26 protein-coding genes are annotated in these 25,723 nt (G+C 30.3%); 13 read left to right on the top strand and 13 right to left on the bottom strand.

Annotated elements, in window-relative coordinates:
* Positions 1-115: 115 nt before the first annotated feature.
* Positions 116-1,180, bottom strand: a complete 1,065-nt coding sequence (locus tag CLJU_RS16350; protein ID WP_013239946.1) for a sensor domain-containing diguanylate cyclase — start codon at positions 1,178-1,180, stop codon at positions 116-118.
* A gap of 373 nt (positions 1,181-1,553) precedes the next feature.
* On the bottom strand, positions 1,554-3,044 hold the full coding sequence (thrC, locus tag CLJU_RS16355) for a threonine synthase (RefSeq protein ID WP_013239947.1): 1,491 nt from the start codon (positions 3,042-3,044) through the stop codon (positions 1,554-1,556).
* A gap of 510 nt (positions 3,045-3,554) precedes the next feature.
* On the opposite strand from thrC, the gene CLJU_RS16360 reads away from it, so the two are divergent.
* The gene (locus CLJU_RS16360; RefSeq protein WP_013239948.1) at positions 3,555-4,706 is read left to right on the top strand and encodes an aminotransferase class V-fold PLP-dependent enzyme; all 1,152 of its coding nucleotides are present in this window, start codon (positions 3,555-3,557) and stop codon (positions 4,704-4,706) included.
* A gap of 278 nt (positions 4,707-4,984) precedes the next feature.
* Here CLJU_RS16360 and cbiM read toward each other — a convergent pair whose 3' ends face one another.
* The 3 genes from cbiM to lplA form a co-directional block, all read right to left on the bottom strand.
* Positions 4,985-5,983 (bottom strand): cobalt transporter CbiM, encoded by a 999-nt coding sequence (cbiM, locus tag CLJU_RS16365; protein WP_013239949.1) that lies wholly within the window; start codon positions 5,981-5,983, stop codon positions 4,985-4,987.
* Between the two features lie 281 nt (positions 5,984-6,264).
* Entirely contained in the window at positions 6,265-7,116 is an 852-nt protein-coding gene (lipA, locus tag CLJU_RS16370) for a lipoyl synthase (protein ID WP_013239950.1), read from the bottom strand.
* 72 nt (positions 7,117-7,188) lie between these two features.
* Entirely contained in the window at positions 7,189-8,172 is a 984-nt protein-coding gene (gene lplA, locus CLJU_RS16375; protein WP_013239951.1) for a lipoate--protein ligase, read from the bottom strand.
* 165 nt (positions 8,173-8,337) lie between these two features.
* On the opposite strand from lplA, the gene CLJU_RS16380 reads away from it, so the two are divergent.
* Together CLJU_RS16380 and CLJU_RS16385 are read left to right on the top strand one after the other, a co-directional pair.
* Complete coding sequence (locus CLJU_RS16380) at positions 8,338-8,856, top strand: hypothetical protein (protein WP_013239952.1); 519 nt, start codon at positions 8,338-8,340, stop codon at positions 8,854-8,856.
* Between the two features lie 450 nt (positions 8,857-9,306).
* Complete coding sequence (locus CLJU_RS16385; RefSeq protein WP_013239953.1) at positions 9,307-9,510, top strand: cold-shock protein; 204 nt, start codon at positions 9,307-9,309, stop codon at positions 9,508-9,510.
* 129 nt (positions 9,511-9,639) lie between these two features.
* Here the strand turns inward: CLJU_RS16385 and sdaAA are convergent, their stop codons facing one another.
* Both sdaAA and sdaAB read right to left on the bottom strand, forming a co-directional pair.
* Positions 9,640-10,512, bottom strand: coding sequence for an L-serine ammonia-lyase, iron-sulfur-dependent, subunit alpha (gene sdaAA, locus CLJU_RS16390; protein WP_013239954.1), 873 nt, complete (start codon positions 10,510-10,512; stop codon positions 9,640-9,642).
* A 3-nt stretch (positions 10,513-10,515) separates the two neighbouring features.
* Positions 10,516-11,199, bottom strand: coding sequence for an L-serine ammonia-lyase, iron-sulfur-dependent subunit beta (gene sdaAB / locus CLJU_RS16395; protein WP_013239955.1), 684 nt, complete (start codon positions 11,197-11,199; stop codon positions 10,516-10,518).
* 188 nt (positions 11,200-11,387) lie between these two features.
* Here sdaAB and aspD point away from each other — a divergent pair, with 188 nt between their 5' ends.
* Together aspD and CLJU_RS16405 are read left to right on the top strand one after the other, a co-directional pair.
* Positions 11,388-13,019 (top strand): aspartate 4-decarboxylase, encoded by a 1,632-nt coding sequence (gene aspD / locus CLJU_RS16400; protein WP_013239956.1) that lies wholly within the window; start codon positions 11,388-11,390, stop codon positions 13,017-13,019.
* A gap of 125 nt (positions 13,020-13,144) precedes the next feature.
* A complete protein-coding gene (locus tag CLJU_RS16405) occupies positions 13,145-14,452 on the top strand; it encodes an aminotransferase class V-fold PLP-dependent enzyme (protein ID WP_013239957.1) in 1,308 nt (435 codons plus the stop codon).
* Between the two features lie 70 nt (positions 14,453-14,522).
* Here the strand turns inward: CLJU_RS16405 and CLJU_RS16410 are convergent, their stop codons facing one another.
* Positions 14,523-14,954, bottom strand: a complete 432-nt coding sequence (locus CLJU_RS16410; RefSeq protein ID WP_013239958.1) for a hypothetical protein — start codon at positions 14,952-14,954, stop codon at positions 14,523-14,525.
* Between the two features lie 22 nt (positions 14,955-14,976).
* On the bottom strand, positions 14,977-15,849 hold the full coding sequence (locus CLJU_RS16415) for a LysR family transcriptional regulator (protein ID WP_013239959.1): 873 nt from the start codon (positions 15,847-15,849) through the stop codon (positions 14,977-14,979).
* A 131-nt stretch (positions 15,850-15,980) separates the two neighbouring features.
* Here CLJU_RS16415 and CLJU_RS16420 point away from each other — a divergent pair, with 131 nt between their 5' ends.
* The 3 genes from CLJU_RS16420 to CLJU_RS16430 all read left to right on the top strand — a co-directional run bounded on the left by CLJU_RS16420 (position 15,981) and on the right by CLJU_RS16430 (position 19,678).
* A complete protein-coding gene (locus CLJU_RS16420; RefSeq protein WP_013239960.1) occupies positions 15,981-16,817 on the top strand; it encodes a sulfite exporter TauE/SafE family protein in 837 nt (278 codons plus the stop codon).
* A 3-nt stretch (positions 16,818-16,820) separates the two neighbouring features.
* Positions 16,821-17,207 (top strand): DUF1634 domain-containing protein, encoded by a 387-nt coding sequence (locus CLJU_RS16425; RefSeq protein WP_013239961.1) that lies wholly within the window; start codon positions 16,821-16,823, stop codon positions 17,205-17,207.
* A 314-nt stretch (positions 17,208-17,521) separates the two neighbouring features.
* Positions 17,522-19,678: a YhgE/Pip domain-containing protein gene (locus tag CLJU_RS16430; RefSeq protein WP_013239962.1), complete on the top strand. Its 2,157-nt coding sequence runs from the start codon at positions 17,522-17,524 to the stop codon at positions 19,676-19,678.
* A gap of 204 nt (positions 19,679-19,882) precedes the next feature.
* Here CLJU_RS16430 and CLJU_RS16435 read toward each other — a convergent pair whose 3' ends face one another.
* Positions 19,883-20,245, bottom strand: coding sequence for a GerW family sporulation protein (locus tag CLJU_RS16435; protein WP_013239963.1), 363 nt, complete (start codon positions 20,243-20,245; stop codon positions 19,883-19,885).
* Between the two features lie 16 nt (positions 20,246-20,261).
* Entirely contained in the window at positions 20,262-20,864 is a 603-nt protein-coding gene (locus CLJU_RS16440; protein ID WP_013239964.1) for a DUF2953 domain-containing protein, read from the bottom strand.
* A gap of 147 nt (positions 20,865-21,011) precedes the next feature.
* On the opposite strand from CLJU_RS16440, the gene CLJU_RS16445 reads away from it, so the two are divergent.
* Both CLJU_RS16445 and CLJU_RS16450 read left to right on the top strand, forming a co-directional pair.
* Entirely contained in the window at positions 21,012-21,371 is a 360-nt protein-coding gene (locus tag CLJU_RS16445) for a hypothetical protein (protein WP_013239965.1), read from the top strand.
* 151 nt (positions 21,372-21,522) lie between these two features.
* On the top strand, positions 21,523-22,335 hold the full coding sequence (locus tag CLJU_RS16450; RefSeq protein ID WP_013239966.1) for a lecithin retinol acyltransferase family protein: 813 nt from the start codon (positions 21,523-21,525) through the stop codon (positions 22,333-22,335).
* On the opposite strand, the gene moaA is transcribed toward CLJU_RS16450, so the two are convergent.
* Positions 22,336-23,304, bottom strand: a complete 969-nt coding sequence (gene moaA, locus CLJU_RS16455) for a GTP 3',8-cyclase MoaA (RefSeq protein ID WP_013239967.1) — start codon at positions 23,302-23,304, stop codon at positions 22,336-22,338.
* Between the two features lie 244 nt (positions 23,305-23,548).
* Positions 23,549-24,025, bottom strand: a complete 477-nt coding sequence (locus tag CLJU_RS16460) for a spore coat protein (RefSeq protein WP_013239968.1) — start codon at positions 24,023-24,025, stop codon at positions 23,549-23,551.
* Between the two features lie 398 nt (positions 24,026-24,423).
* Here CLJU_RS16460 and CLJU_RS16465 point away from each other — a divergent pair, with 398 nt between their 5' ends.
* The 3 genes from CLJU_RS16465 to CLJU_RS16475 are packed head-to-tail and all read left to right on the top strand — an operon-like array spanning position 24,424 to position 25,511.
* The gene (locus tag CLJU_RS16465; protein WP_013239969.1) at positions 24,424-24,621 is read left to right on the top strand and encodes a spore coat associated protein CotJA; all 198 of its coding nucleotides are present in this window, start codon (positions 24,424-24,426) and stop codon (positions 24,619-24,621) included.
* Positions 24,622-24,671: 50 nt separating this feature from the next.
* Positions 24,672-24,926 carry a spore coat protein CotJB gene (locus tag CLJU_RS16470; protein WP_013239970.1) on the top strand — a complete coding sequence of 85 codons (255 nt, stop codon included), beginning with the start codon at positions 24,672-24,674 and terminating at the stop codon, positions 24,924-24,926.
* A 12-nt stretch (positions 24,927-24,938) separates the two neighbouring features.
* The gene (locus CLJU_RS16475; protein ID WP_013239971.1) at positions 24,939-25,511 is read left to right on the top strand and encodes a manganese catalase family protein; all 573 of its coding nucleotides are present in this window, start codon (positions 24,939-24,941) and stop codon (positions 25,509-25,511) included.
* The last annotated feature ends 212 nt before the right edge of the window (positions 25,512-25,723 follow it).

Genomic DNA, 25,723 nt, shown 5'->3' on the forward strand with positions numbered 1-25,723 from the left:
TGACGGTTTCCCCCTAAAGGATAGCGCCTTTCTAAGTGCTTAAAGCACTAATCATCTTGTTAATAGGCATCAGGAGGGAGTTAAAACTCCCTCTGATGCCAATAACTATACTTATTTAATAAACCACTTTATTTTTTCCAGAATTTTTTGCTCTGTACAAGTTCATATCAGCCCTTCTTATTGTATCTTCAACATCTTTATTCTTATTTGTGCATACTGCTATACCCATTGAAACCGTTACATAAGACGAGACTTCATTATACTCTACAGCTTTCTTTTTTATAAGCTCTCCTATATTTATCATTCTCTCATATACAGACATGGAATCTGTAATATTATACATATATATTATAATTTCTTCTCCTCCATATCTAGCTACCATATCCTCGTCTCTTATACTATCTTTTATTATATCACTTACTTTTCTCAGCACCCTATCTCCATATTGATGCCCAAATCTATCATTAAAACTTTTAAAATCATCAATGTCAATCATTACAATAGCAAAACCTTTGCCACAGTCTTTTACCTTTTCTCTTATCACCGAAAAAAAATAATTTCTGTTAAATAGCCCTGTTAAAAAATCCTTTTGAGAATTTTGTTTTATCTTGTTATAAAGTTTATTATTTTCTATACATATAGCTATCTGATTGGTAAGTGCAGTCAATAACTTCATATGTTCGTTATTTAGATAGTTATATATATGATGTTCAACCACGATAACACCTAATAGATTATCTTTTAAATATATAGGCATGAGTATGGAAGAGTGAATTTGAATATTATCATATATATATATATTATCAATACAATTTACTATGCTAGCATTTAGATTACTTATATTTCCTTTATTGTAATCGTTAATACTATAGTGATGTTTTGTATTAGGCAAGTTTGTAGATTTTAATTGAAGTTTTCTATTCTCTAAAAGATATACGCTTGAATAAGTTACCCCTAGAATGCCTATCATTATATCATTTATTATAGAAACTATTTCTCCTCTACCTATTCGCTTGTTTATATACTGACTTATCTCAACTATCAAAGACAACATATCTAGTTTTTTATCTAACTCTATAATCTTTATACTTTGTTTTTGTATAATTCCTTCAGCCATCTTTTGATAAGCTTCATACTCATTTTTAAGTTGATTATATTCATCTGATAATGATGTCAACATAAAACTCTCCCCTATTAAAAATACATATCTAAGCCAAAATTTTCTCTATAAAAGTATATATTCACAAGAAAATTTTTCCTCATGAATATATACAACAATTCCTCATACTATATTATTATAAATTAATATAAACTGCTCATGCTATTTTATTAGTTTCTCTACAAAAAATAATTTTACACTAATTTTCAACTACCTTCTAATTTTATATTATACTACTGTTTATAAATACATCCTAGCATTTTCATACATTATATATCGAATATTTATAACTTTAATTTTCAATATTCGACTTACTATTGTACTTATATTGATGTATATTTTATGTTATTATATGTAAATTACTTTTTCGTAAAAAATGGAAAGTTATCTCCAATTATACTAAGAATTTTCTAATCTCATCTTTCATCTGTTGTTTTTCACATACAGTACTGTGAATAACTTCACTTTTCATTAGTTTCTCTATAGGTTTAGGAATTTCGAGAGAAGCAGTTTTGCTCATTACTTCTATAAGGTCAAAATCTTTTTGATTCTTATACTTATCGTCTAAAGCACTCATTACGGATTTTGTAAATTTAAAAGGACTTGCAGTAGAAACAATAATGGTTTTTGTGTCATCTCCTGTATCCTGAAAATACTTTCTATACACGGAATAAGCCACTGAAGTATGTGTGTCCATTAGGTATTTATAATCTTTGAAGACATCACTTATGGAGTGAAGTGTTTCCCCTTCGGTCGCAAATCCACCATAAAATGGTTTTAATTCTTCTTTCATATTTTCACTTACACTATACTTCCTATTTTTATTTAAATCTTTCATTAATCCCTGTACAACTGAAGAATCCTTCCCACTTATATCATATATGAATCTTTCAAGATTACTGGATATGAGTATATCCATAGAAGGAGATATAGTTACTATAAATTCTCTCTCAGCATCATAAATTCCACTTTTTAAAAAGTCATATAATACTTTATTATCATTTGAAGCACATAAAAGCTTATTTATAGGTAGGCCCATTTTTTTTGCATAATAAGCTGCAAGTATATTTCCAAAATTACCTGTAGGAACTACAAAATTTATTTTTTCTCCTAATTTTATTTGCCCTTTCCTTAAAAGTTCCATATATCCATGAAAATAATATACTACTTGAGGTATAAGTCTTCCTATATTTATGGAATTGGCAGAAGAAAACATATAAGACTTTTCATCCAATTCTTTTTTTAATTCTTCATCATTAAAAATTTTCTTAACTTCAGTCTGGGCATCATCAAAATTTCCCTTTATTCCTATAACTTTAGTATTTTTGCCTACCTGGGTAACCATCTGTCTTTTTTGTATATCACTTACCCCTTTTTCAGGGAAAAATACTACTATTCTTGTATCCTCTACATCTGCAAAGCCTTCTAGTGCTGCCTTTCCTGTATCTCCAGAAGTTGCTGTAAGTATAACTATCTTTTTATGTAAATTTTGTTTTTTTGCAGCAGTCTGCATTAGATGTGGTAGAAGACACAATGCCATGTCTTTAAAAGCTAAAGTTGGTCCATGAAACAACTCTAAATAAAACACATCCCCAACCTTCTTTAGTGGCACTATTTCATCTGATTCAAATTTATTGTCATAAGCTAGGTCTATGCACTTCTTCAACTCATCTTCAGTAAAATCGGTGAAAAACTTTCCGATTATGCATAAAGCTAATTCCTTATAAGTCATATTTTTGAATTTTTGTAATTCTTCTTCATTCACAGAAGGTATGCTGTCTGGAACAAACAATCCACCATCTTCTGATATTCCTTTTAGTATAGCTTGAGATGCAGTATAGTTTCCATTTAATCCTCTAGTACTGTTATAATGAATTTCTTTCAAGTGTATCTCTCCCTTTTCTATAATTTTTACTAAAATATTTATACCTATATAATAACATACGAAATATAACTTGAAAATTACAGTTATATTAATTTATAAATTTATAATAATTCTACATATCCTTTACATATCAAATTTCCCCCTTTTAACTCCGCATAATAAAGTTATAATATATTTATAGGAGTTAAAAACAAAGCTTCTTCGCAAGTTAAGAATTAATAATGAAAAATTAATAGTGAAAGACGATTTTTAGCTATCGCAAAAAATCTTTAATTTATATAAATCAGCAATGTTTCGCTTTAGCGAAACAAGTGATGAAAAGCTTAATCAAAGATTTTTTATAGTGTAACGGAAAAAAATCCACATTAACTATTAATTCTTCATTCTTAACTATTAATTTAAAAAATTACGTCGCAATATTTTTATATTAAGTCAAAATTTCGTATGTACAAAAGTTGACTTAATTATATTTTATAAATCTAGGGAACCTAAAGAAAGGAGATAATCATATTGGGAATTTATTTAGACAATGCTGCTACATCTTACCCCAAACCATCTATAGTTATAGACAAAATTTCAGATTTTATGAAGAACATAGGAGCCACTGCAGGAAGAGGGGCTTACAAATCAGCTATTGAAGCTGATAGACTTGTATTTAACTGCAGAGATAATATATGTAAGTTATTTAACGGTAAAGACCCATCTAACATAATCTTTACTTACAACATAACAGATTCACTTAATCTAATAATAAACGGAGTTTTAAATCAAGGAGATCATGTTATCACAAGTAGCTTGGAGCATAATTCTGTATGGAGACCTTTAAAAACTCTTGAACGGGACAGAAGTATAGAAATATCTACTCTTCCCTGCACAAATGAAGGAATATCAAAAGCCTGTGACATAGAAAAATTAATAAAAAAAAACACTAAGCTAATTGTATTCACTCATGCTTCTAACGTGCTTGGAACTATTCAACCTATAAGGGAAATAGGAGCTATAGCCAGGAAACATAAAATTCTATTTTTAGTAGACAGCGCCCAGACAGCCGGAGCTTACCCTATAGATGTACAAAAAGACAACATAGATATTCTTGCCTTCACAGGTCATAAAAGTCTTTTGGGACCTACTGGTACAGGAGGGCTTTTAATAAATTGTGACACTAATTGTATAAGGTCATTAAAATCTGGAGGAACCGGTGAAGATTCGAAAAATCCATACCAACCTGATTATTATCCTAATAAATTAGAAGCAGGAACCTTAAATGTAGCTGGAATAGTTGGTTTAGGAGAAGGAATTAGATACATATATGATCTAGGAGTACAAAAAATAAGAGATAAAGAAAATGAAATAATTGAATATGCCCTTAAGAGATTAGAGGAAGTTCCAGGAATCCATATATATGGTCCAAAAGATGCGAAAAAAATAGTAGGTGTCATTTCGTTTAATATAGAGAATATGTCTGGTGAAGATATTGCTTTTAAGCTGGATAAGGAATATGACATAATGATAAGAGTTGGATTTCATTGTGCTCCAACAGCCCACAGGATAATGGGAACTTATGAAATTGGTGCTATGAGAATAGGTATTGGATATTTTAATGAAAAGCAAGATATAGATGCATTAGTAAATGCTTTAAAAAATATAGTTTCTGAAAAATAAAAAAGCCCCCTTTTTAATTTGTTTATATGTAAAAAGGGGGGCTTCCCATTTATCCGATGACTACCTGCTCTAATACTTCCACGCACTCTGTGAAAGCGACTATCACCAAATCAAAGATTTGGGATATCTGCTTTTCTCCAAGTATGAGTAAAAAGCAGCTATATCCCTGGATAACGAATTTCCCTAAAGGATAACGTCTTCTAAGTGCTGAAGCACTAAGAATCCTGTTAATAAGCATCATGTGGAGTCAAAACTCCATCTGATGCTTAGAACTCTGTTTATTTATTTACTTTAACATTTTTATTATCTATATCCACCGCGTTTTTTCTTAAAGAAGATATTATTTTAAACACAATCATTATAAGTGCAACTCCCGCCACTGCTGAAATAATATAACCTACAACATCATTCATTCCTTTTACAGAATAGTCCGCTGCAATAGCATTAAAGTGTATGCCATTTTGAAATCCTTTAGGTATGTACCCTATAAGTGACTTCATACCTTCTGAATCCCATTCACCCCACGCGTCTCCAGCTGCTAAAAGTCCTAGAGGACATAAAACTATTAAAATTGCCAAAAGTCCATAAAGTGGTTTTTTATTTCCAATTTTGTCTTCATATACAACATCTGGTGACATTTTCTTCACATAAGCGTATACTGCTGCAGTTATTGCCCCCTCAAGTATACCTACTAAAAGATGAGTTCCTACCATTGCTGGTACAGCCACATTTAAACCATAAGGACAATAAAGTGCCTTTCCAGCTGCATCTGTAAATAATAAAGGCTGTAGGCCAAATTCAATGGATGCCATAAAAGATGCCGCCACAATTCCTACATATCCACCTATAAAAGCTGCAATATATTCTCCTTTAGGGCTCTTTACTCTATTTTTTATAATACTATATATGGTATACCCTACAAAAGGCATTATAAAAGCCATGTTAAAAGTATTAGCTCCAAATGCAAGTATTCCTCCATCTCCGAAGAAAAGTGCCTGTATAAGTAGTGCTATAGTAACTGCAATAGTTGCTGCATAAGGTCCAAGTAAAATTGCTATCAAAGTTGCCCCTACTGCATGAGCTGTTGTTCCTCCTGGTATAGGTACATTAAACATCATTATAAGAAAAGAAAATGCTCCGCAAACACCAAGCATAGGCATTTTCTTGGGACTTATTTCACTTTTTACCTTTTTTACGGCCTTTGCCCAAACTGGCAGCATTACCACTGCCATAACAGCACAGGTTGATGGACTTAAATAATTATCTGGAATATGCATAATAAAGACCTCCTAGAATTTTAAAAAAAATATACGAATTTATCTTTCTCTTATATATCTAGCAATTTATATGCCAATTTTCTATATATTTTTAATAATTTTTCACAACCTTCTCAAATAGATGTTAATAGTGGGATAAGCTTTAATATTTAGTTTTAATATTTTGTGCTAAGAAATTTTTCTAAGTCCATTGGTATCAAAATGATACCAAATTTATATCAAAATGAGATTATGTTTCAATTTTATCTCATTTCGATATAAGTAGAGTTTTTGGCATCAGATTAGCTTTCAATCATTTCTTCTGCATGATAGGAACTTCTTACTAGTGGGGAAGATGATACAAATTTAAAACCCAACTCTAAAGCTATTTCTTTATACTTTTTAAATAGATCAGGATGAACATACTCTACAACAGGATGATGTTTTGAAGAAGGTGGTAAGTACTGACCTATTGTAACAATGTCACAATCCGCCCTTCTTAAATCCTTTAATACTTCTATAATATCTTCTTCTTTTTCTCCAAGCCCCAACATAAATCCTGATTTTGTTAAAATTGAGTTATCCATAATCTTAACTCTTTTTAAAAGTTCCAGTGAACGCTTGTAAACTGCCATTGGTCTTACTTCTTTATATAGAGCAGGTGTAGTCTCTACATTGTGATTTATTACATTAGGTTTTGAATCCACTACCTTTTTAAGTGCAGTTTCATTTCCTTTAAAATCCGGTATTAAAACTTCTACTGTTATATTTTTATTAAGCTTTCTTATTTCTTCTACAACATTAGCAAAATGAGAAGCTCCTCCATCTTCTAAATCATCTCTTGTAACAGAAGTTATTACCGCATATTTCAATTCTAGTTTATCCACTGCTTGTGCCACATTAAAAGGTTCTTTTTTATCAACTTTTTCAGGTTTGCCTTTAGTTACATTACAAAAAGTACAATTTCTAGTACAATTTTTCCCAAGTATCATAAAAGTTGCCCTGCTTTTATTAAAACATTCCATTCTATTAGGACAATTTGCCTCACCACATACAGTATTTAAAGAATATTTTTTAAGTATATCCTTTACATCCTGGGAAACTTGTCCGCCTCTTATTTTTATTTTTAACCACTCAGGTTTTCTCTTATACATAAAATACAATCCCTCGCTTCTTCTTTAAAATATGCTAATTTTTTAACACATCTCCACAAAATTAGTATACTACTATTTAAACATAACCTCCATAATATCTTTTTTGTTTATATTATGCATATATCTTTCCATGTCTACGTTTTCAAGTGATTTCAGAATTTCTTCTTTTTCATACTTAATTCCTAGAAACTCATTTTCCAATTCACTAATCTCGCAACTGCTGAAAAAATCTCCAAAAAATTTTATATTGTCTATAATACCTTTTTTTACATATATATTAACCTGTACAATTCCTCCTGGAAATTTTTTCTGGTTGGAATAATTAAACTTTTTAAGATGTCCATAATTCCATTCCCACGTCTTATATTTATGATAACATATTTCTTTTATTTTTTTCCATTCCTCTTTTGAAAATATATATATTTTAGGATTTTCATCTTCACTTATAACTGATTTCATTAAAAATTCTTTGAATTCAATTATAGTCATATCACTTTTAATATAATCATATATATTCGTAACCCTGCTTCTTACAGATTTAACAGCTTTATCTGAAAATTTTATAGGGTTTACGTAAAGAGCATCATTCAAATTTTTCATATTAACAGAAAACAAAATACTTCCATGATGCAAAATTTTATTTCCATGTTTATATTGGGCATTTCCTGAAATTTTTTTACCATCTATAACCAAATCATTTCTACCAGAAAGCTCTGCGTTTATAGATAGCTTTTTCAATGCTCTTATTATAGGATACGTAAACTTACTAAAATCCGCAAAAGCATTGTTTTCGCCTACAGATATAAAGGTAAAATTTAAAGTTCCCAGGTCATTGAATATAGTTCCTCCCCCTGACATTCTTCTTACTACTGATAAATTATGCTTTTTTATATAGTCTATGTTTATTTCTGAAAGGGTATTTTGATTTTTGCCTATTAAAACACAGGGTCTGTTTCTCCAAAGGATAAAACAATCCTCATTGAATGTTTGCATTACATATTCTTCAATTGCATGGTTCATATATGGGTTCGTATTTTGGTGCTCAATAAATAACATTTTCATTACTCCTTTTTTAGAATAGACTTTTCACTAGCGTTTATCTACAAAGCTACCTAAAATGAATTATACACAATAAGTTTAATATTTAAAAGTAATTATTCAGTAATTAAATTATATTTCGATACTTGTAATATATAGATAAAAATGTAAGAAGGGGTTATTGTGGATTCAATTACAATTAGCAAATTAATTTCCTGTAAAGCCAAGTGTAATGTCAGTGAGCATAAAACTTCATCTAGTAACAATAATACTACAAATTTTAAAGGCAAAGATGATTCAAATATATCCAAAGATGGAACTGTACTCTGTAACTTTTTTAACCGCATTGAAAGCTCTAGTAAAGACAATGCTAAGCTTTCTTCACTATCAAAATATACTTCAGAATATAAAAAGATAAAAAAAGAAATTTTATCTGGTGCTTATGGAAGTGATACTCAAAAGTACATGAGCTTACTTGACAATGCATTTAAAGATACCTTAAATAATTTTTCAAATTCACTTATCAAATCACTTACTAAAAACATTGCCAAAAACACTACGAAGATGTCTTATTCATCACTAATTAAATTTCAAAAACAATACGAAACGGGTACAACCTTAACCTGGATGTTTAGAGAAGAAAATAAAGAGGTACTACGTAAAATAGATTATTATAAGAGAAAAAAAATAGCCAAATGGTAACTTCTTTGACTCAATTAAGCCATACTTATAAACATATAATAAGCAATATCTCAAATACAACAACTATGATAATGGACAATATAAATGACTCTTTTAATTCAAATAAGCTTACATAAGAGATCCCTTTAACGCCTAATGTCTAAAAGGATCAAGTAAAAATATTTTTAATACATTACCGTAAATTAACAATGTATTAAAAAGTATTAAATGTTAAATACTAATACTAATAAAAAAGTTTTTAATTGCAGCAAAATTATTTTAAAAATTACTTTGATTATAGAGTCAAATTAATGTATAATATGTTTATTAGGTAACATCAATATTTAATGTGAAATTTTAAGATTTGTTGTTAATTTTACATTTTTGTGTTATACTAATGTAATAATAAACACCGATATACAAAATCAAGCTATATCAATTATAAGTGTTTTATCTTTAGGAGGATAATAAATGAAAATAGGAACAGTAAAATGGTTTAACTCAGAAAAAGGATTTGGATTTATTGAAGTACCTGGCGAAAATGATGTTTTCGTACACTTCACTGCAATCCAAAGTGATGAACCAAGAAAAAATCTTGAAGAAGGTCAAAAAGTTCAATTTGATGTTGAAGAAGGACCAAAAGGTCTTCAAGCTGCTAACGTTGTAAAACTATAATTTATAGCTTACAATATTAGAATAAAACATCTTAACATAAATGAATAGAATGTTTTACCACCTCTGAATAAAAGGTGGTTTTTTATACCTTTGAAAAAAGGGATATACAACTATTTGTATATCCCTTTTTTAATTTCCAAGTACCTGCTTTTTTAATTTAAGGCCAGTTTCTGTAACTGCAAGTCCTCCAAGTGCTGTCTCCCTAAGTGCACAGGGAAGTTGTTTTCCAACCCTATACATTGCCGAAACAGTATCATCAAAAGGTATTCTACTGTATACACCTGCCATAACCATATCTGCTGTAGTTAGTGCGCTTACAGTTCCTGAAACGTTTCTCTTGGCACAAGGTACTTCTACAAGACCTGCTACAGGATCGCAAACTAATCCTAATACATTTTTTATCACTATAGCACTGGCATTTAAGGCTTGTTCTGGAGTACCGCCCATCATCTCAACTACTCCTCCTGCTGCCATAGCAGCTGCAGAACCACACTCTGCCTGACATCCACCTTCAGCTCCTGACATAGTGGCATTTCTAGCTATTATCATTCCAATTCCAGTTGCTGTGAAGAGCGCTTGAATCAATTCATCCTCACTCTTGTTTAGCTTTTCTCCTGCACTTATTATTGCCGCAGGTATTATTCCACAGGAGCCTGCTGTAGGTGCAGCCACTATCTTTCCCATAGCAGCATTAACTTCCGAACATGAAAGCGCCCTTGCCATTGCTTTTATCATAAAATCTCCAGTTAAACTTTTTCCTTCCCTACAATAATTATTTAATATGTAAGCATCCCCACCTATAAGTCCGCTTATAGATTTTACTTTGTTTTTCATACCATATTCTGCAGCATTTTGCATTACTTTAAGATTTTTTCTCATCTTCCCTAAAATTTCTTCCCTACTAGAATCTCCCCTTTTAATTTCTTCCTCAACTGTATATTCCCATATTTTCATACTTTTTTCTCTACATATTTTTATAAGTTCATTTCCGGTATTAGCCATCTATTATTCCTCCTCTGTTATAGGATTTATAGCTCTTATCTTTTTTATATTTGAAATTTCATTTATTTCATTTACAACATCCTCAGAAATTAAATCGTCCACTTCAAACACCATAGTTGCTCCAGAACCTCTAGTGCTTTTTCTATACACTCTCATAAAAGCTATGTTTATTTTATGCTTATAAAGTATATCAGATACCTTTGCAACCATACCCGGTACATCCATATGATTTATCAATATAGTAGGGTAACTTCCTGTAAATTCTATTTTGTCTCCATCTACTTCACTTATTACTACATTTCCTCCACCTATAGATGAGCCTACCATTTCACAAGTTTCCCCATTATCCTTTTCTATAATAAATTTGACTGTATTAGGATGAACGTCTCCTAAATCTATTTCTTTAAATTCAATTTTAATTCCCTCTTCCCTTGCCAAAATAATAGATTCTTTTAGATTTTCATCCCAGGGATCCATCCCCAGTATTCCAGCAACTAAAGCCTTGTCTGTACCATGTCCTTTATAAGTTTTAGCAAAAGATCCATGAAGCAGAAATTGTACCTTTAAAATTTTGCCTCCTGCTATAGTCTTTGCAATTTTACCCAGTCTTGCTGCCCCAGCAGTATGAGAGCTAGAGGGTCCTATCATTATGGGTCCTAGAATATCAAAAGCACTATATTCTCGCATATTAAGCACATCCTTTCATTTTAGTCTAAAATATAACAGCTTTTATTATATTATGGTCATTCAAGAACTAGTATATAATTAAACTAAAAAAATTGCACTAGGCTGGTACTTTTTATGTGCATATTTTTGTTTATATTTGCAGAATATAAATTTTATAATATATAAAATTTTTGGAGGAAGCACATAAAATGTATTCAGATAAAAATATTCAACTACTAGAACTAGAGCGCATTTACGGTAAAATAAGTCCTTTTGAATTAAAAAACAAACTAATTAGTCTTGCTAAAGGTCAAAAGGTAAAAAGTGCACATGCTCTTTTAGATGCAGGAAGAGGGAATCCTAACTGGATATCCACTTCTCCCCGAGAGGCCTTTTTTGCTTTTGGGCAATTTGCATTAGAAGAATCACGGCGAATATGGAATGAAAAAAACTTAGGCGGAATGCCTGAAAAGCAAAATATACATATACGTTTTTATGATTATATTGAAAGTCACAAAACCTGTCCAGGCATAGATATGTTAAAAAAATTTATAGATTATGGTATAAATTATCAAGGATTCAATGCTGAAGATTGGATTTATGAACTGACAGATGGAATTATAGGTGATAACTATCCAGACCCAAGCAGAATATTAATCCATGTAGAAAAAATAGTAACTCAGTATTTACTCAAGGAGATATATCACTTACAGGAGTTTGATTCTAAGTTCAAATTATTTGCTGTAGAAGGTGCTACTGCTGCCATATGTTATATATTTGATTCATTAATTGCCAATGAACTTCTAAAAAAAGGTGATAAAGTAGCAATTATGACTCCTATTTTTACTCCCTATTTAGAGATTCCAATTATTCCAAGATATAATTTTAATTTAGTTAAGATAATGGCCTCTGAAGATCCCGAAGAAGGAAGTAGTCCGTGGCAATATCCAAAATCAGAACTAAAAAAACTAGGTGACAAAACTATCAAGGCTTTATTTTTAGTAGACCCAAGCAACCCGCCTTCAGAAGCTATAGAACCTGAATCAATTAAATACCTTATAGAAACTATTAAGGATTCCAATCCAAATTTAATGATTATATCAGATGACGTATATGGTAGTTTTCCAGACAAATTTAATTCTATAGTATCAGCTCTCCCCTACAATTGTATAGGAGTTTATTCATTTTCAAAGTACTTTGGTGTAACAGGCTGGAGACTTGGGACTATAGCTATTCATGAAAACAATGTATTTGATAAGCTTTTAAAAGAGCTGCCAGAAGATAAAAAAAATACTATAAAAAAACGTTATGAATCCATTTCAACCGATCCAACGGAAATTAATTTTATAGATAGGATCGCAGCAGACAGCCGTCAGGTAGCACTTCACCATACTGCAGGTTTGTCAACGCCCCAGCAGGTTCAAATGGCCTTTTTTGCAATATTCTCACTGCTAGATACTAAAAGCGAATACAAAAACCTGATAAAGGGCATATGTAAAAGGCGAAAAAAGTTGCTATTTAAAAGTCTTGACATAAATATACCAGAAGATCCTTATGACGCAAGTTACTATGCAGAATTTGACCTATTAAAATGGGCAAATACTCATTACGGAAAAGCCTTTGGAGATTATTTAGACATGAGCTATAAACCAATAGATATACTCTTTAAATTAGCCGAAAAATCTTCTATTGTATTATTAGGAGGCTCCGGATTCTATGCCTCTAAGTGGTCTGTAAGAATTTCACTTGCAAATTTAAACGACAGTGCCTATTCTAAAATAGGAAATGTGCTCCATAACATTTTACAAGAATATAAAGATACTTGGGAAAGCAGCAAATAAGGATAGTGTAAATATAGTCTATGCTTATTCCTATGTTTATTTTATTGATAAACTTTTCACTTATTTGGTACATTTAAAATCATACTACATATTATATATAAGTACCTTATAGGAGTGATTTTAATATGTCCTATGATAAAACAAATCATAATTACAGAGAATTAATAACCGGTGTAGATACAAAAATACCTTTAAAAAATGGAAAGCTGGTAACTGCTATAAATTTTGATAATGCAGCTACTACACCTCCCTTTAATTATGTTATGGAAAAAGTAGTTAGTTTTTCACCCTATTATTCTTCTATTCATCGGGGAACCGGTTTTAAATCTACATTATCCTCTGAAATCTATGAAACATCGCGGCAACTTATATGCAACTTTGTTCACTGTGATTCCGAAAAAAATACAGTAATCTATGTAAAAAACACTACTGAAGCTATCAATAAATTATCTTATATTTTTAATTATCTATATAAGGATGCTGTTATATTAGCGACTAGAATGGAACATCATTCTAATGATTTACCCTGGAGGAACAAATTTAAAGTAGATTATTTGGAGGTGGATGAAACCGGTAAACTAATTATTTCAGATTTAAGACGTAAATTAGAAAAACATGATGGCAAAGTTAAGTTGGTATGTGTAACTGGTGCTTCTAATGTAACAGGATACAAAAACCCTATATATAAAATTGCAAAAATTGCCCACAATTATGGATCAGAAATTCTAGTAGATGGCGCCCAACTTGTACCTCATTATCCTATATACATGAAGCAGAATTATGAAGAGGAATCTATTGACTATTTAGCTTTCTCAGCACACAAAATGTATGCACCCTTTGGTATAGGTGTATTGATAGGTCCCAAGGAGACTTTCTGTAGTGTATCACCTGAATATAGCGGAGGAGGTACTATAAAATTAGTTACAGATAACAGTGTAATATGGAATGATCCACCTGAAAAAAATGAAGCTGGTACTCCCAATGTACTTGGAGTAATTGCCTTAACTGCTGCTATTGAGATGTTAAACAAATTGGGAATAAAAAATATAGACAAAAGTGAAATGAAAATATACAATTATGCTTTGAATAAAATTACTAGTCTCCCAAACATCACCTTATATTGTGATCCCAATCCAAATTGCGATAAGGTTGCAATACTTCCTTTTAACATAAAAGGACTTTATCATGGTATTACAGCAAAACTTCTTTCAGATTTATCTGGTATTTCAGTCAGAAGTGGCTGCTTTTGTGCTCAACCTTATGTACAAAGACTTCTTAGGCTTTCTCGTAAAGATATAACCTACTTAAAACACAATTACAATGACATCTCCCACCCGGGTCTCGTTCGGTTGAGCTTTGGTTTATACAATACTTATAGCGAAGTAGATATTCTAATTGATACCTTAAGGAAAATAATTAAAAATAAAACTTAAACAAAAATATTACAGAACAAAAACAATTAAGCTTTAGGTGTTCTATCCCAAAGTTTAATTGTTTTATTTACTATTTACTTAAAAGTCCTGCTGATAATACAAATACCATGAGTATAGGAAAACCGTCACATATGATCCAACCTAAAATTATAATTATAAGGCTTAATAAATTGTATTTAAAATACTTGTAGATAATTAAATTATATATAAAAAACAAATTAGTCACTATAAAAGCAATAATTATAGGAATTGGATTGGATACTCCATATACCACTAAAACATGAAGTACAAATATAAGTGTTAAAACGGTAGCCATAAAAAAAATTATTCTAAGCCCGTCCCTATTTTTAAATTTAAAAAATATACAAAATCCATCGTACACACATAATGCCAAAGGTACGAGTGCAATTATTTGAAATTTATCTATGTAAAAATAAGCAGTGATTAAGACAGCAACAAAAAACAGTACCTTAACATTAAAGTTAAAATTTTTTTCATTCATTAAAATCGTCTCCTAAAATATTCTACTTTTTCATAGAAAAAATGCGTAAAAAATTTCTAGCTACTGATGACATATATCTATTCTTTACACATATAGCAGCTATACTAGTTTCCAAATCAATTTCATCTATCTTTTTTCTTTTCAAATCTACATTTTTAACCACATCAATAGATGTTCTTGGAACAATGGCCATTCCAATACCTGATTCTGCCCATAAAAGTGCTGTTCTTGCATCTTCAGTGTTACAAATTATATTAGGTACAAAACCTTCTTTATTGCAGCACTCAAATATCAACTTTTCAAATCTTCTGTATATAATTAAAGGTCTCCCTTTCAAGTCCTTTAATTTCACACTTTCTCTATCTTCAAACAAATCACTCTCCTTGTTAAATACAACAGTCATAGGCTCTTTAGGTAGTGCAGTTATTTCAAGCCCTTCCGTATTAAAAGGGGTTCTTACAATACCAACTTCTATCAATCCACTGTTTAATACTTCTAATATTCTAAAGGTATTTCCTTCCCATACATTAAAATTTACCTCTGGATATTCTTTATGGAAAATCTTTATTCTTTCTGGTAACAATGTAGCACCTGAAGAAGATACCGTTCCAATGGAAAGTGTTCCCTTTGCTCCTTCTTTAAAATCCTTTAGCTCCTTTGCAGTAAAACTTACTAATTTAAGTATTTGTTCAGCTCTATTTGCAAGTATTTCTCCTGCACTTGTTAAATGTATCTTATGACTTCCCCTATCCATAAGTTTAACGCCTAATTCTTCTTCTAAGAGTTTTAAGTGATAACTTAAAGGTGGCTGCGCCATATTTAGTTTTTTAGCTGCACTAGTTATTTTACCTTCTTTAGCAATAGTCAGAAAATACTTCAGCTGCTTAATATCCATAAAAAGATATCACTCCTACTATATAATTTCTATATACTTTGAATACTAATTATGTATTTTAAATATATAAGTTTCCTTGCTATAATAATACTTGAAAACAAAAATTTATTCAACATAGGAGGAATGACATTTTGTCAATATTAACATTAGAAATTCTCAGTGTATCCGTTATTGCAGGCATAGCAGGATCTATACTGGGTCTCGGAGGTGGAACAGTAATTACTCCAGCACTTACTCTTTTATTTGGAATAGATATAAAATACGCTATAGGTGCTAGCTTAATATCTGTTATTGCCACTTCAAGTGGAGCCGCTGCAGCTTATATAAAGGATAAAATAACAAATTTAAGAGTTGGTATGTTTCTTGAAATAGCCACAACTATAGGTGCTGTAACTGGTGCCTTTCTTGGAGGAATTATAAATCCAAAGTATCTTTACTTTTTATTCGGATTGCTGCTCCTATACTCCGCACTAGCTATGGCGAAAAAAGGCAAAAGTGAACTGCCTCAGGGTGTACAAACTCACCCTCTTGCAAAAAAACTTAAACTAAATGGTGAGTACTATGACAAAATTGTAGGCGAAACCGTATGCTACAACGTAGCTAATGTACCCAGCGGATTTGGAGTAATGTATGGTGCCGGTATCATTTCTGGTCTTCTTGGAATTGGAAGTGGTAGTTTTAAGGTCATGGCTATGGATTTATTTATGAAATTGCCTTTAAAAGTATCAAGTGCCACCAGTAATTTTATGATGGGCGTTACAGCTGCTGCCAGTGCAGGTGTTTACCTTTTAAGAGGCAATATAGATCCTAAAATTTCTGCTCCTGTTGCTCTAGGTGTACTAGCAGGAGCGACTATGGGCACTCGAATTATGCAAAATATGAAAAGCAAAACCATAAGAAAGATATTTGTACCTTTTCTTATTTATATATCTGTAGAAATGGTTTTGAAAGGATTTGGGGGTAGGTAACTAATGCCACAGCAAAATAGTACTATTGAAAAGAATGAAAAAAGTGCAGAAGAACTAGAACTTATAATAAGTACGTTTTTAAGGATAGGTGTCATATTAAGTTCAATTGTAATATTAACAGGGCTTTTAATGTTTTTAATATCTGGCCACAGTGGCTATGCTGGAAATTATTATCCAACTAAACCTATTGAAATATTAAAAGGTTGTAAATATTTTAAGCCTTATGCAATCATGCTGTTCGGTCTTTTGATCTTAATGGCAATACCTGTACTAAGAGTAGCGGTATCCATATTAGTATTTTTTAAAGAAGGGGACTACCTATATGTAAAAATTACTTCCTTGGTACTTGTAATACTTTTATGCAGTATTCTCATGGGAAAAGTAGGCTAAATCTTTAAACATCATAGAGTTTCTAAACGAAAAATGAACGTATACTCCAAATATTTTTACAATCTTCAGCTCCTTAAATTTTTTTCTAAGACTTATATGCAAAATACTAAAAAGAGCTTCATCATTGTAAAAATATTTCTACATATACGTTCATTTTTATGAATAATATTATATGAGATATTCTAATTGAAATTTTACCTTATACATAAAATATATACTATATATTATTTTTCATATCAGCACATAATAATCTTAGTTGAACTCACCATCACGGTTAATACTCATAGATGGAATTTAAACTAGGAGATAAACTTATGAAAAATATAATAAATATATACGTAACAGATATAATAAATATAATTACAAATTGGGTGGCCCTAGTAGTAGTAATAGCACTTATGATACTTCCTGCACTTTACGCCTGGTTTAATATAAAATCATTATGGAATCCTTATGAAAACACCAGTGGAATATCTGTAGCAATAGTAAATAAGGACAAAGGCGTAGAATTTAATGGCAGTAATGTAAATATAGGTAATAGCTTAGTAGAAAATTTAAAGAAAAATAAAAGTATGGGATGGAATTTTACAAATGAAAATGATGCAGCTAGTGGAGTAAAATATGGCAGTTATTACGCTAGTATTACAATACCAGAAGATTTTTCCTTTAAAATAAGTTCTCTTTTAAAATCAAATCCACAAAAAGCAGATTTGATTTATTCAGTTAATGAAAAATTAAACGCAGTGGCTCCAAAAATAACTGAAGCAGGAGTTACAAAAATACAGCAGCAGATAACTACAACCTTTGTACAAACAGTAGATGAATCAATATTTAGCGTATTTAATAGGCTAGGAATAGACCTTACAAACAGTAAACCTATACTACAAGAGTTTATAAATATAATATTTGACATCGATAGTAAAATACCTGAAATAAATCAAAATATAGAAAATGTTTATAACCAGGCTTCTAATTTAAATGATTTTATCAGTAAAATTCAAAATGAACTTCCTCTAATTCAAGATACTATAAATATAGCTTTAAATGTGGTATCAAGTGGAGAAGTTTTTCTTACAAAAGCAAGAGATTCAATGACTAATCTATCTCCTTTTATTAAATCTGAACTTACATCCATAAGGGATCTTAACAAAACTTTAGAAGGGCTTATTGATGAAGCCATAACCCTCATAAATACAGATCCTAAGTCAGCTAAAACAATACTAGCAACTGTGCGAGATCATTATACATCAAGCATTTCAAGAATTAACAATATAATAGACATTTTAAATTCTTTAAATAAACAAGATAATACGGTATTATCAAATTTTATATCAACACTAAACAATATAAAAAATATGATGCAAAGTCGTATTGAAAACATAAATTTGCTAATAACTGCTATAGACAACGGAGAACAAATTTCACTAGATGCTCTTGGTAATTTAAAACAAGGTGCTGCTTCCATCACAGTTTTTTTGGATAACATTATAAATAACTACGATACATCTTTAGCTCCTACCATAGACAACATAATGAAATCTTCTATCCAGGTGGCAAATAATACTTTGAAAATACTAAAAGATGCTAAAGGTGACCTTCCAACAGCACAAAACATATTGAAAAATGCATTTAGTGATACAAAAATAGCAGTAGAAGATATAGATAAGATTAAAAAAGTACTCCCTGGAGTGGAAAACACAATTCATAACATTGCTTCAAAACTTAGAAATCTAGATGAGGATGCCAAATTGAACGAACTCATAAAAATACTTGGTTTAAATGCAAAAAAAGAAGGAGATTTCATAGCAAATCCTGTTAATATAAAAATGAATAAAATTTTTTCTATACCTAACTATGGTTCAGCTATGTCACCTTTTTTCACCACTTTATCACTATGGGTAGGAGACCTTATTCTTGTTTCAATGCTTTCTACGGAAGTTAAAAACACAAAAATTAAAAATATAAAACTCAACCAAATCTTTCTTGGAAGATATCTTACTTTTGCGACTATATCAATTTTTCAAGCTTTAATAGTAACTTTAGGAGATTTATTTATATTGAGAACTTACGTAGCAAACAAATATATGTTTGTACTTTTTGCAATATTTATAAGTATTATATTTACCATGATAATCTATACTCTTGTATCTGTACTTGGAAATGTAGGAAAAGCTCTTGTAATGATACTCCTGGTGCTGCAAATTTCAGCATCTGGTGGTACTTTTCCAATACAGGTGACTCCTAAATTTTTTCAAATAATAAATCCTCTTCTACCCTTCACCCATGCTGTAGCAGGTATGAGAGAAACTGTAGGTGGTATTATTTCTAGCTTATTACTAAAAGATGCTTTAACACTCCTTGTATATTTCTTTATATTTTTAATTACAGGACTTATATGGAAAAAAGTATTTAAAAATATGGTAGAAAAATTTTTTAAGAAGTTTAGTAAAAGTGGTCTTTCAAATGAATAAATAAAGAAATGTAGATAAAAACTTGATACCTATCTACATTTCTTTATTTTATCTAATGACTAACTACTTTAATACTATCACACTCTATTTAAGCATTTAATATGAATTTTTGCAGAGCATAGGCTACCCCGTCTTCCACATTACTTTTAGTTATATAATCTGCTGCCACTAACTTGTACATGAGTATCTCCTCTTAGGTGTTTTCTATATGTTTTCCTTTTTTTCATTTTTCTTTTTCAACTTGCTAACTATATTGGGTACTAGTTCCATAAGTTTGCTAAGGTTATTCTTATCACCTATAGGCAACATTTGAATTGTATCTTCTTTTATTACAAGTACTGCATTTGGAGTTATTTTAGCTCCTGCACCAATACCTGAGCCTCCACCTTCCTGCTTATTTTTCGGATCTGTTCCCTCTCCACCACCGGTTCCACATCCAAAGGTAACTGTTATAAATGGTACAAGAGTTATATCTCCTACCTGTATTGGTTTACCTACAACAGTCTCTGTTTTAAAAAAGTTTTCCAATTTGGAAAATAAAACTTCTGTATTTTCTTTAATATCCATATAAATACCTCCATTTTTAATAGCTTATTTCTTTTTTTATACATGATATGTGAAATACTTTAAATAGTGTAATTACAATCAATATTATTCTACATTTTCCACTAACTTCTAAATGCAAATTAAAAACTTCATTAAAAAAATCTGGAATTACTCTTATAGAATTTTTAGGTAAAAATGAATAAATTACATTAAAAACTCCACACAACATACCTGTCATACTAGGATCATCAAATCCATAATTACCTTCTATCTTAACATACTTAGGCTTGATTATAGAAATAATCTTTATTATAGAATCTTTATACTCATAAAGTTTTTTAACACCTTGTATGATATGAGAAAATTTATAAGTTGATTCATCCTGTATCTTGTCTTTTTTAGAATTTATATTTGACTTTTTAGTAAAACACAATATTCTTACAGATAAATGGCTATCACTATTACTCCCTTTTAATATTATAGAAATAATATTAAAAAATAAACCAATTTCAAAATTATATATTATATTATTTTCTTCAAAAGTAGACTTTCCCCTATATGTTACATTACTTATCAACAAAAATATTAAAAGAATTATAAGGATTAAAATTATAGATCCCATTACTTTCAAAATAATCAAAATAAGGATTCCCCCCAGACTAAACTTAAAATATCCATTATTATCTACTATATATCTATAATACTTAAAAGTTTAACAAATTTATATATATTTTTATTATTTTTTTTGTTAAAATCTATATGTGACTTACGTTAGGAGAAATTAATTATGCTTTTTTTCTTATATTTATCAGGAATTTTAGCCATGCTACTTGGTGTAACCTTATTCCAAAGACAAAGTAAAAAAATAAAAAATAAAAATTATAGTGATGAACTTATATTACACTACTTTGCAAAAAAAGCGACTGAAAATATAATGATAATGTGCTTAGTGGTAATAATCGTATCACTTCTACTTCCTCTTTTAATATGGACATTATCACCTAAAGAGGTAGGGGGCGTAGATAAAATTATAGAAACTGACAATTTATCTCCTATTTTTCCTTATAATAAAAATCAATATATAAAAGAAGTAACCGATAAAGATGTTAAATCATATATTGTAAATGTGGGGGAACCATTTAAGTAAGATCTCCAAAGTTTCGACAGCAAATCTGCAGAAATAATAACTACTAATAAAGAAAATGCCAAGTGTGAAAAAGTAGCTGAATACACTATAATAAAACTATTTGTATCTGACAAATAGAACTAATTTAGAAACAGTATAAGGGATGGTTTAAATGAGAAATCATTTTTTTTTAAAATTAATATCTATATTTATAATAATTGCAGTTAGTTTTTTAGGCTATAAAATTTATACTTTAAATAATAGAACTACAACTATTTATAAATATAGCGAAATTCAAATACCTTTAAAAGATAAAATTATATGGGATGATACTTCTATAAAAAATATTTCTGTAAAAAGTAAAGACAATGAAACTATGGATACCTATGTTTTTCCATCTGTGGATGGCAAAACTCTCTTTATAAATCCACCTATAGATGGTTTTTACGATGATGATAAAATTTGCGTTACCTTATCTCCTAACTTACATTTTAAAAATTATAAAATGACGGAAGAAAAGAAGTTATATTTTCAGGTGAAGAGTGGAAATGATATTACCCTGTCCAAGGTACATAAAGAGCCTCAATATGGAGATATAATAGGCACTGAAGATACCTTTATGGGCTATCAATATACACATTATGGAATATATGTAGGTAATAATAAAGTTATTCATTACTGTAGTACTACGGGTAATTCTAAAGATGCCAAGATAAAGGAAACAGACATGTCCCCTTATTTTAGAAAAGGACATTATTTTATTTTAAACATAAAAGGTGGTTCACAATTTGATTCAAAAGAAACCGTTAAAAGAGCAGATATGCGAGAAGGTGAAAGAAGTTACAATTTATTACAAAATAACTGTGAACATTTTGTAATTTGGGCTAAAACAGGTTATTCAAGATCCTACCAGATAGACAGCCTGTCCCAAGAAAAATTAGCCCAACTAAAAATATTCACAGCCATGGGTATAAACTTACAGTAATCAACCACCTATTTGATACATCATCTTCTCACTTTCACTTTTGTGTTTAGAACTCATATTGTGCTCCTCGGGTTTTCCTAGTATTCCTCGTTTTAATTCTTCTAAAAGGAGTTTTTCGTCATTTAAGCAGTGTTTTAAATTTATAACTTTGTCCGAGTGAAGACATGGTTTTAAATCTCCTATAGACGTAAGTCTTAGTCTATTGCAATCTTTACAAAATTTACAGCTCATTGGACTTATAAAGCCTATGTTTCCCTTATATCCTCTCACCTTATATAGGGAAACAGTACTACTTTTAGAAGTAGGCTGGGAAATTACATCAAAATTATCCTGAATTTCCTTTAAAACAACTTCTGAAGAAAGATTATCATTCTCGTATAATTTTTTTCCTTCTCCTATAGGCATAAGTTCAATAAATCTAATATCTACTGGTAAATTCTTCGTAAACTCTACAAAATCCATAATTTCAGTATCATTAAAACCCTTTAATAAAACTGTATTTATTTTAACAGGAGTCAATCCTATACTTAAACATTTATCAATAGATTTTAATACTGCGTCCAAGTTTCCACACCTGGTTATAAATTTATACTTATCTGCTTTTAGGGTATCTAAACTTATGTTTACCCTTTTTAATCCTGCTTCTTTTAATTTATCTGCCATATCACAGAGCAGTATGCCGTTGGTAGTAATTGCCACATCCGTAATTCCTTTTATGTTAGCAGTTTCCCTTATTAAATACTCTATATCCTTCATTATAAGAGGTTCTCCACCAGTATATCTTATTTTATTTATTCCAAGAGTTGCTGCTGCTTTAATAATTTTTAATATATCTTCAAATCTTAACAGATCACCATAAGGTCTTTTTACTATTCCTTCCTTTGGCATACAATAGATACATCTTAAATTGCACCTATCTGTAAGTGAAATCCTAAGATAGTTTATACTTCTTCCATAGCTATCTTTCATACAATCAATCCCCCTAAGTCACTATAATTAATTTTTATATCTATTACGCTGTACTGCATAACTCAATTATACATGAAATTGTTTACAATTGTTAGTTCTATACTCAATAAAATTTCTCTATACCTTCCTTATAAGCTTTATATAGCCGGAAATTAATGAAAATTTAAACTTTAATTAACTTCCAGCTTTATTTGTATATAAACTAATTAGTGAACAACTTCATTAAAGCCAAGTGAACGTACTCTTACTGAATTTTATACATACCTTTGCTTTCCATATATTTATAAATGGATTCCCCATGCTGCTGTTCTTCTTTTTGTATATGGTTTAATACATTTCGGACATTCGTATCTCTAAATTCAAATATGGCTACATTATAAACTCCTGAAATATATTTTTCTGCCATAAGCATATCCTTACACATATCCTCGTCACGTACTTCACACATACCTACAGGTGACATAGACGGGCTAGCTATACCTGATGTATTCATTTTGCTTGTACCTTGATTACTGTTTAAATTAGGTACCTCACCGCCCAAAATACAGTTAATAGAATTTAAATGCTCTTGCTCAACTGATGCATTATTTATAAATAGCTGTTTCAACTGTGAATCATTTGTTTGATTAGCATAGTTTGTATATTTTTGTATACACATGGATTCATGACTTTTTTCATCTTCTAAAAGCATTCTTTCTTTATTGCTTAAAGTTATTGCCATAAAAACACCTCCAAAATTATTTTGTATAATTAGAAGTGAATTTATACAAAAATGCTTCAAACAAAAAAATATAATTTCATTTGAAGCAAAAAAAATATTTCAACCGTCTAAATAAATAGGAAGGTTTATGCAAACTCCTATAAAATACAAAAATATATAATTGGAGGGTACACAAATTATATAGTAAAAATACTACAGAAGCTTACACAAACTTGTTTACCAAATACGTGATTATTCAATTCCAGTCACTATATTTTAATACTATTAACAAGATGATTATACCATTAAACATCAGCATTTAAAACCTTTATTATAAATTTTACAAAGCAATTTATATTAACACAATTTATAAGTATTGAATATATTATCATTGTAAAGAGACTTAAGAGGTGAAAATAGTGTATTCAAAATTTGTTCCACATGTGAACTCAAGATCAATGCCATCTGCTGGCTTTCCTCATAATTCAGGTAAAAAATTAGCAAGGGCTTACGTTCCTATGCAGCCTTATATTGGACTGCTTCCTTTAAATATGGCATTAAAAAAAGGTACCATATTTCCAAATTTAGTTATGCCTTTCCCTGAAAACGAAGATTAAATAGTAGTCATTTAACTAGTTGTAAACCTATTATACGAGGAGGTACTAATATGAATGATCGTAAAAAACTACTAGATGAAATTCGCCAGCTTGAATTTGCCACAGTAGATTTAAATTTGTATCTAGATAATTTTCCTGATAACAAGAAAGCTCTGTCTGATTACAATATGTTCACAAATCAACTCATCCGTTTAAAAAGAAACTATGAAGACAGATTTGGTATTTTAACTAACTTTGGATATTCCGAGAGCCAGTTTCCATGGACTTGGATAAACGAACCCTGGCCTTGGGAATGTGGAGAATAGGAGGATTGGCATATGTGGATTTATGAAAAAAAATTAGAGTATCCTGTAAAAATTAAAACAAAGGATATTCAAATGGCTAAATATCTTACTGCTCAATACGGAGGTCCAGATGGAGAATTAAGTGCTGCTATCAGATATTTAAATCAACGTTATACTATGCCCAGCGGTAGAACTAAAGGATTACTTACTGATATAGGAACTGAAGAGTTAGCACATGTTGAAATTATAGCTACCATGATATATCAACTGCTAAAAGATGATACCATAGATGAACTTAAAGAAGCAGGATTAGCCTCCCACTATACCCAACATGGAAGGGCTACTTTTCCTCAAGATGCTAATGGCGTTCCATGGACATCTGCTTACATCCAAGCTACAGCAGATCCTATAACAGATTTACATGAAGATATGGCAGCTGAGCAAAAAGCTAGAACAACTTATGAACATCTTATAACTCTAACAGATGATCCAGATGTAATAGATGTGCTTAAATTTTTATGGGCAAGAGAAATTGTTCACTTTCAACGCTTTGGTGAAGCCCTTGTACATGTACAAGATAATATGGATGCTAAAAAGTGTTTCTAAATTGAAAGTTAGCTTATGCCAAATCATATAATAACAAATTTTAATATCTTAAGCGTAAATTAAGAGTGGATAGTTGAAAGTGGATAGTAAACTTAAAGCCTATTGAAGCTTTGCTTAAATAGCGCTATATTTAAACTTTCCGTAGTATTATCGAAGAAAGTCATCCCTAACTATCAACTTTCCACTCTCAATTTTTAAATGTATTTTATGTA

It is taken from the genome of Clostridium ljungdahlii DSM 13528, assembly GCF_000143685.1.
GTDB lineage: Bacteria > Bacillota > Clostridia > Clostridiales > Clostridiaceae > Clostridium_B > Clostridium_B ljungdahlii.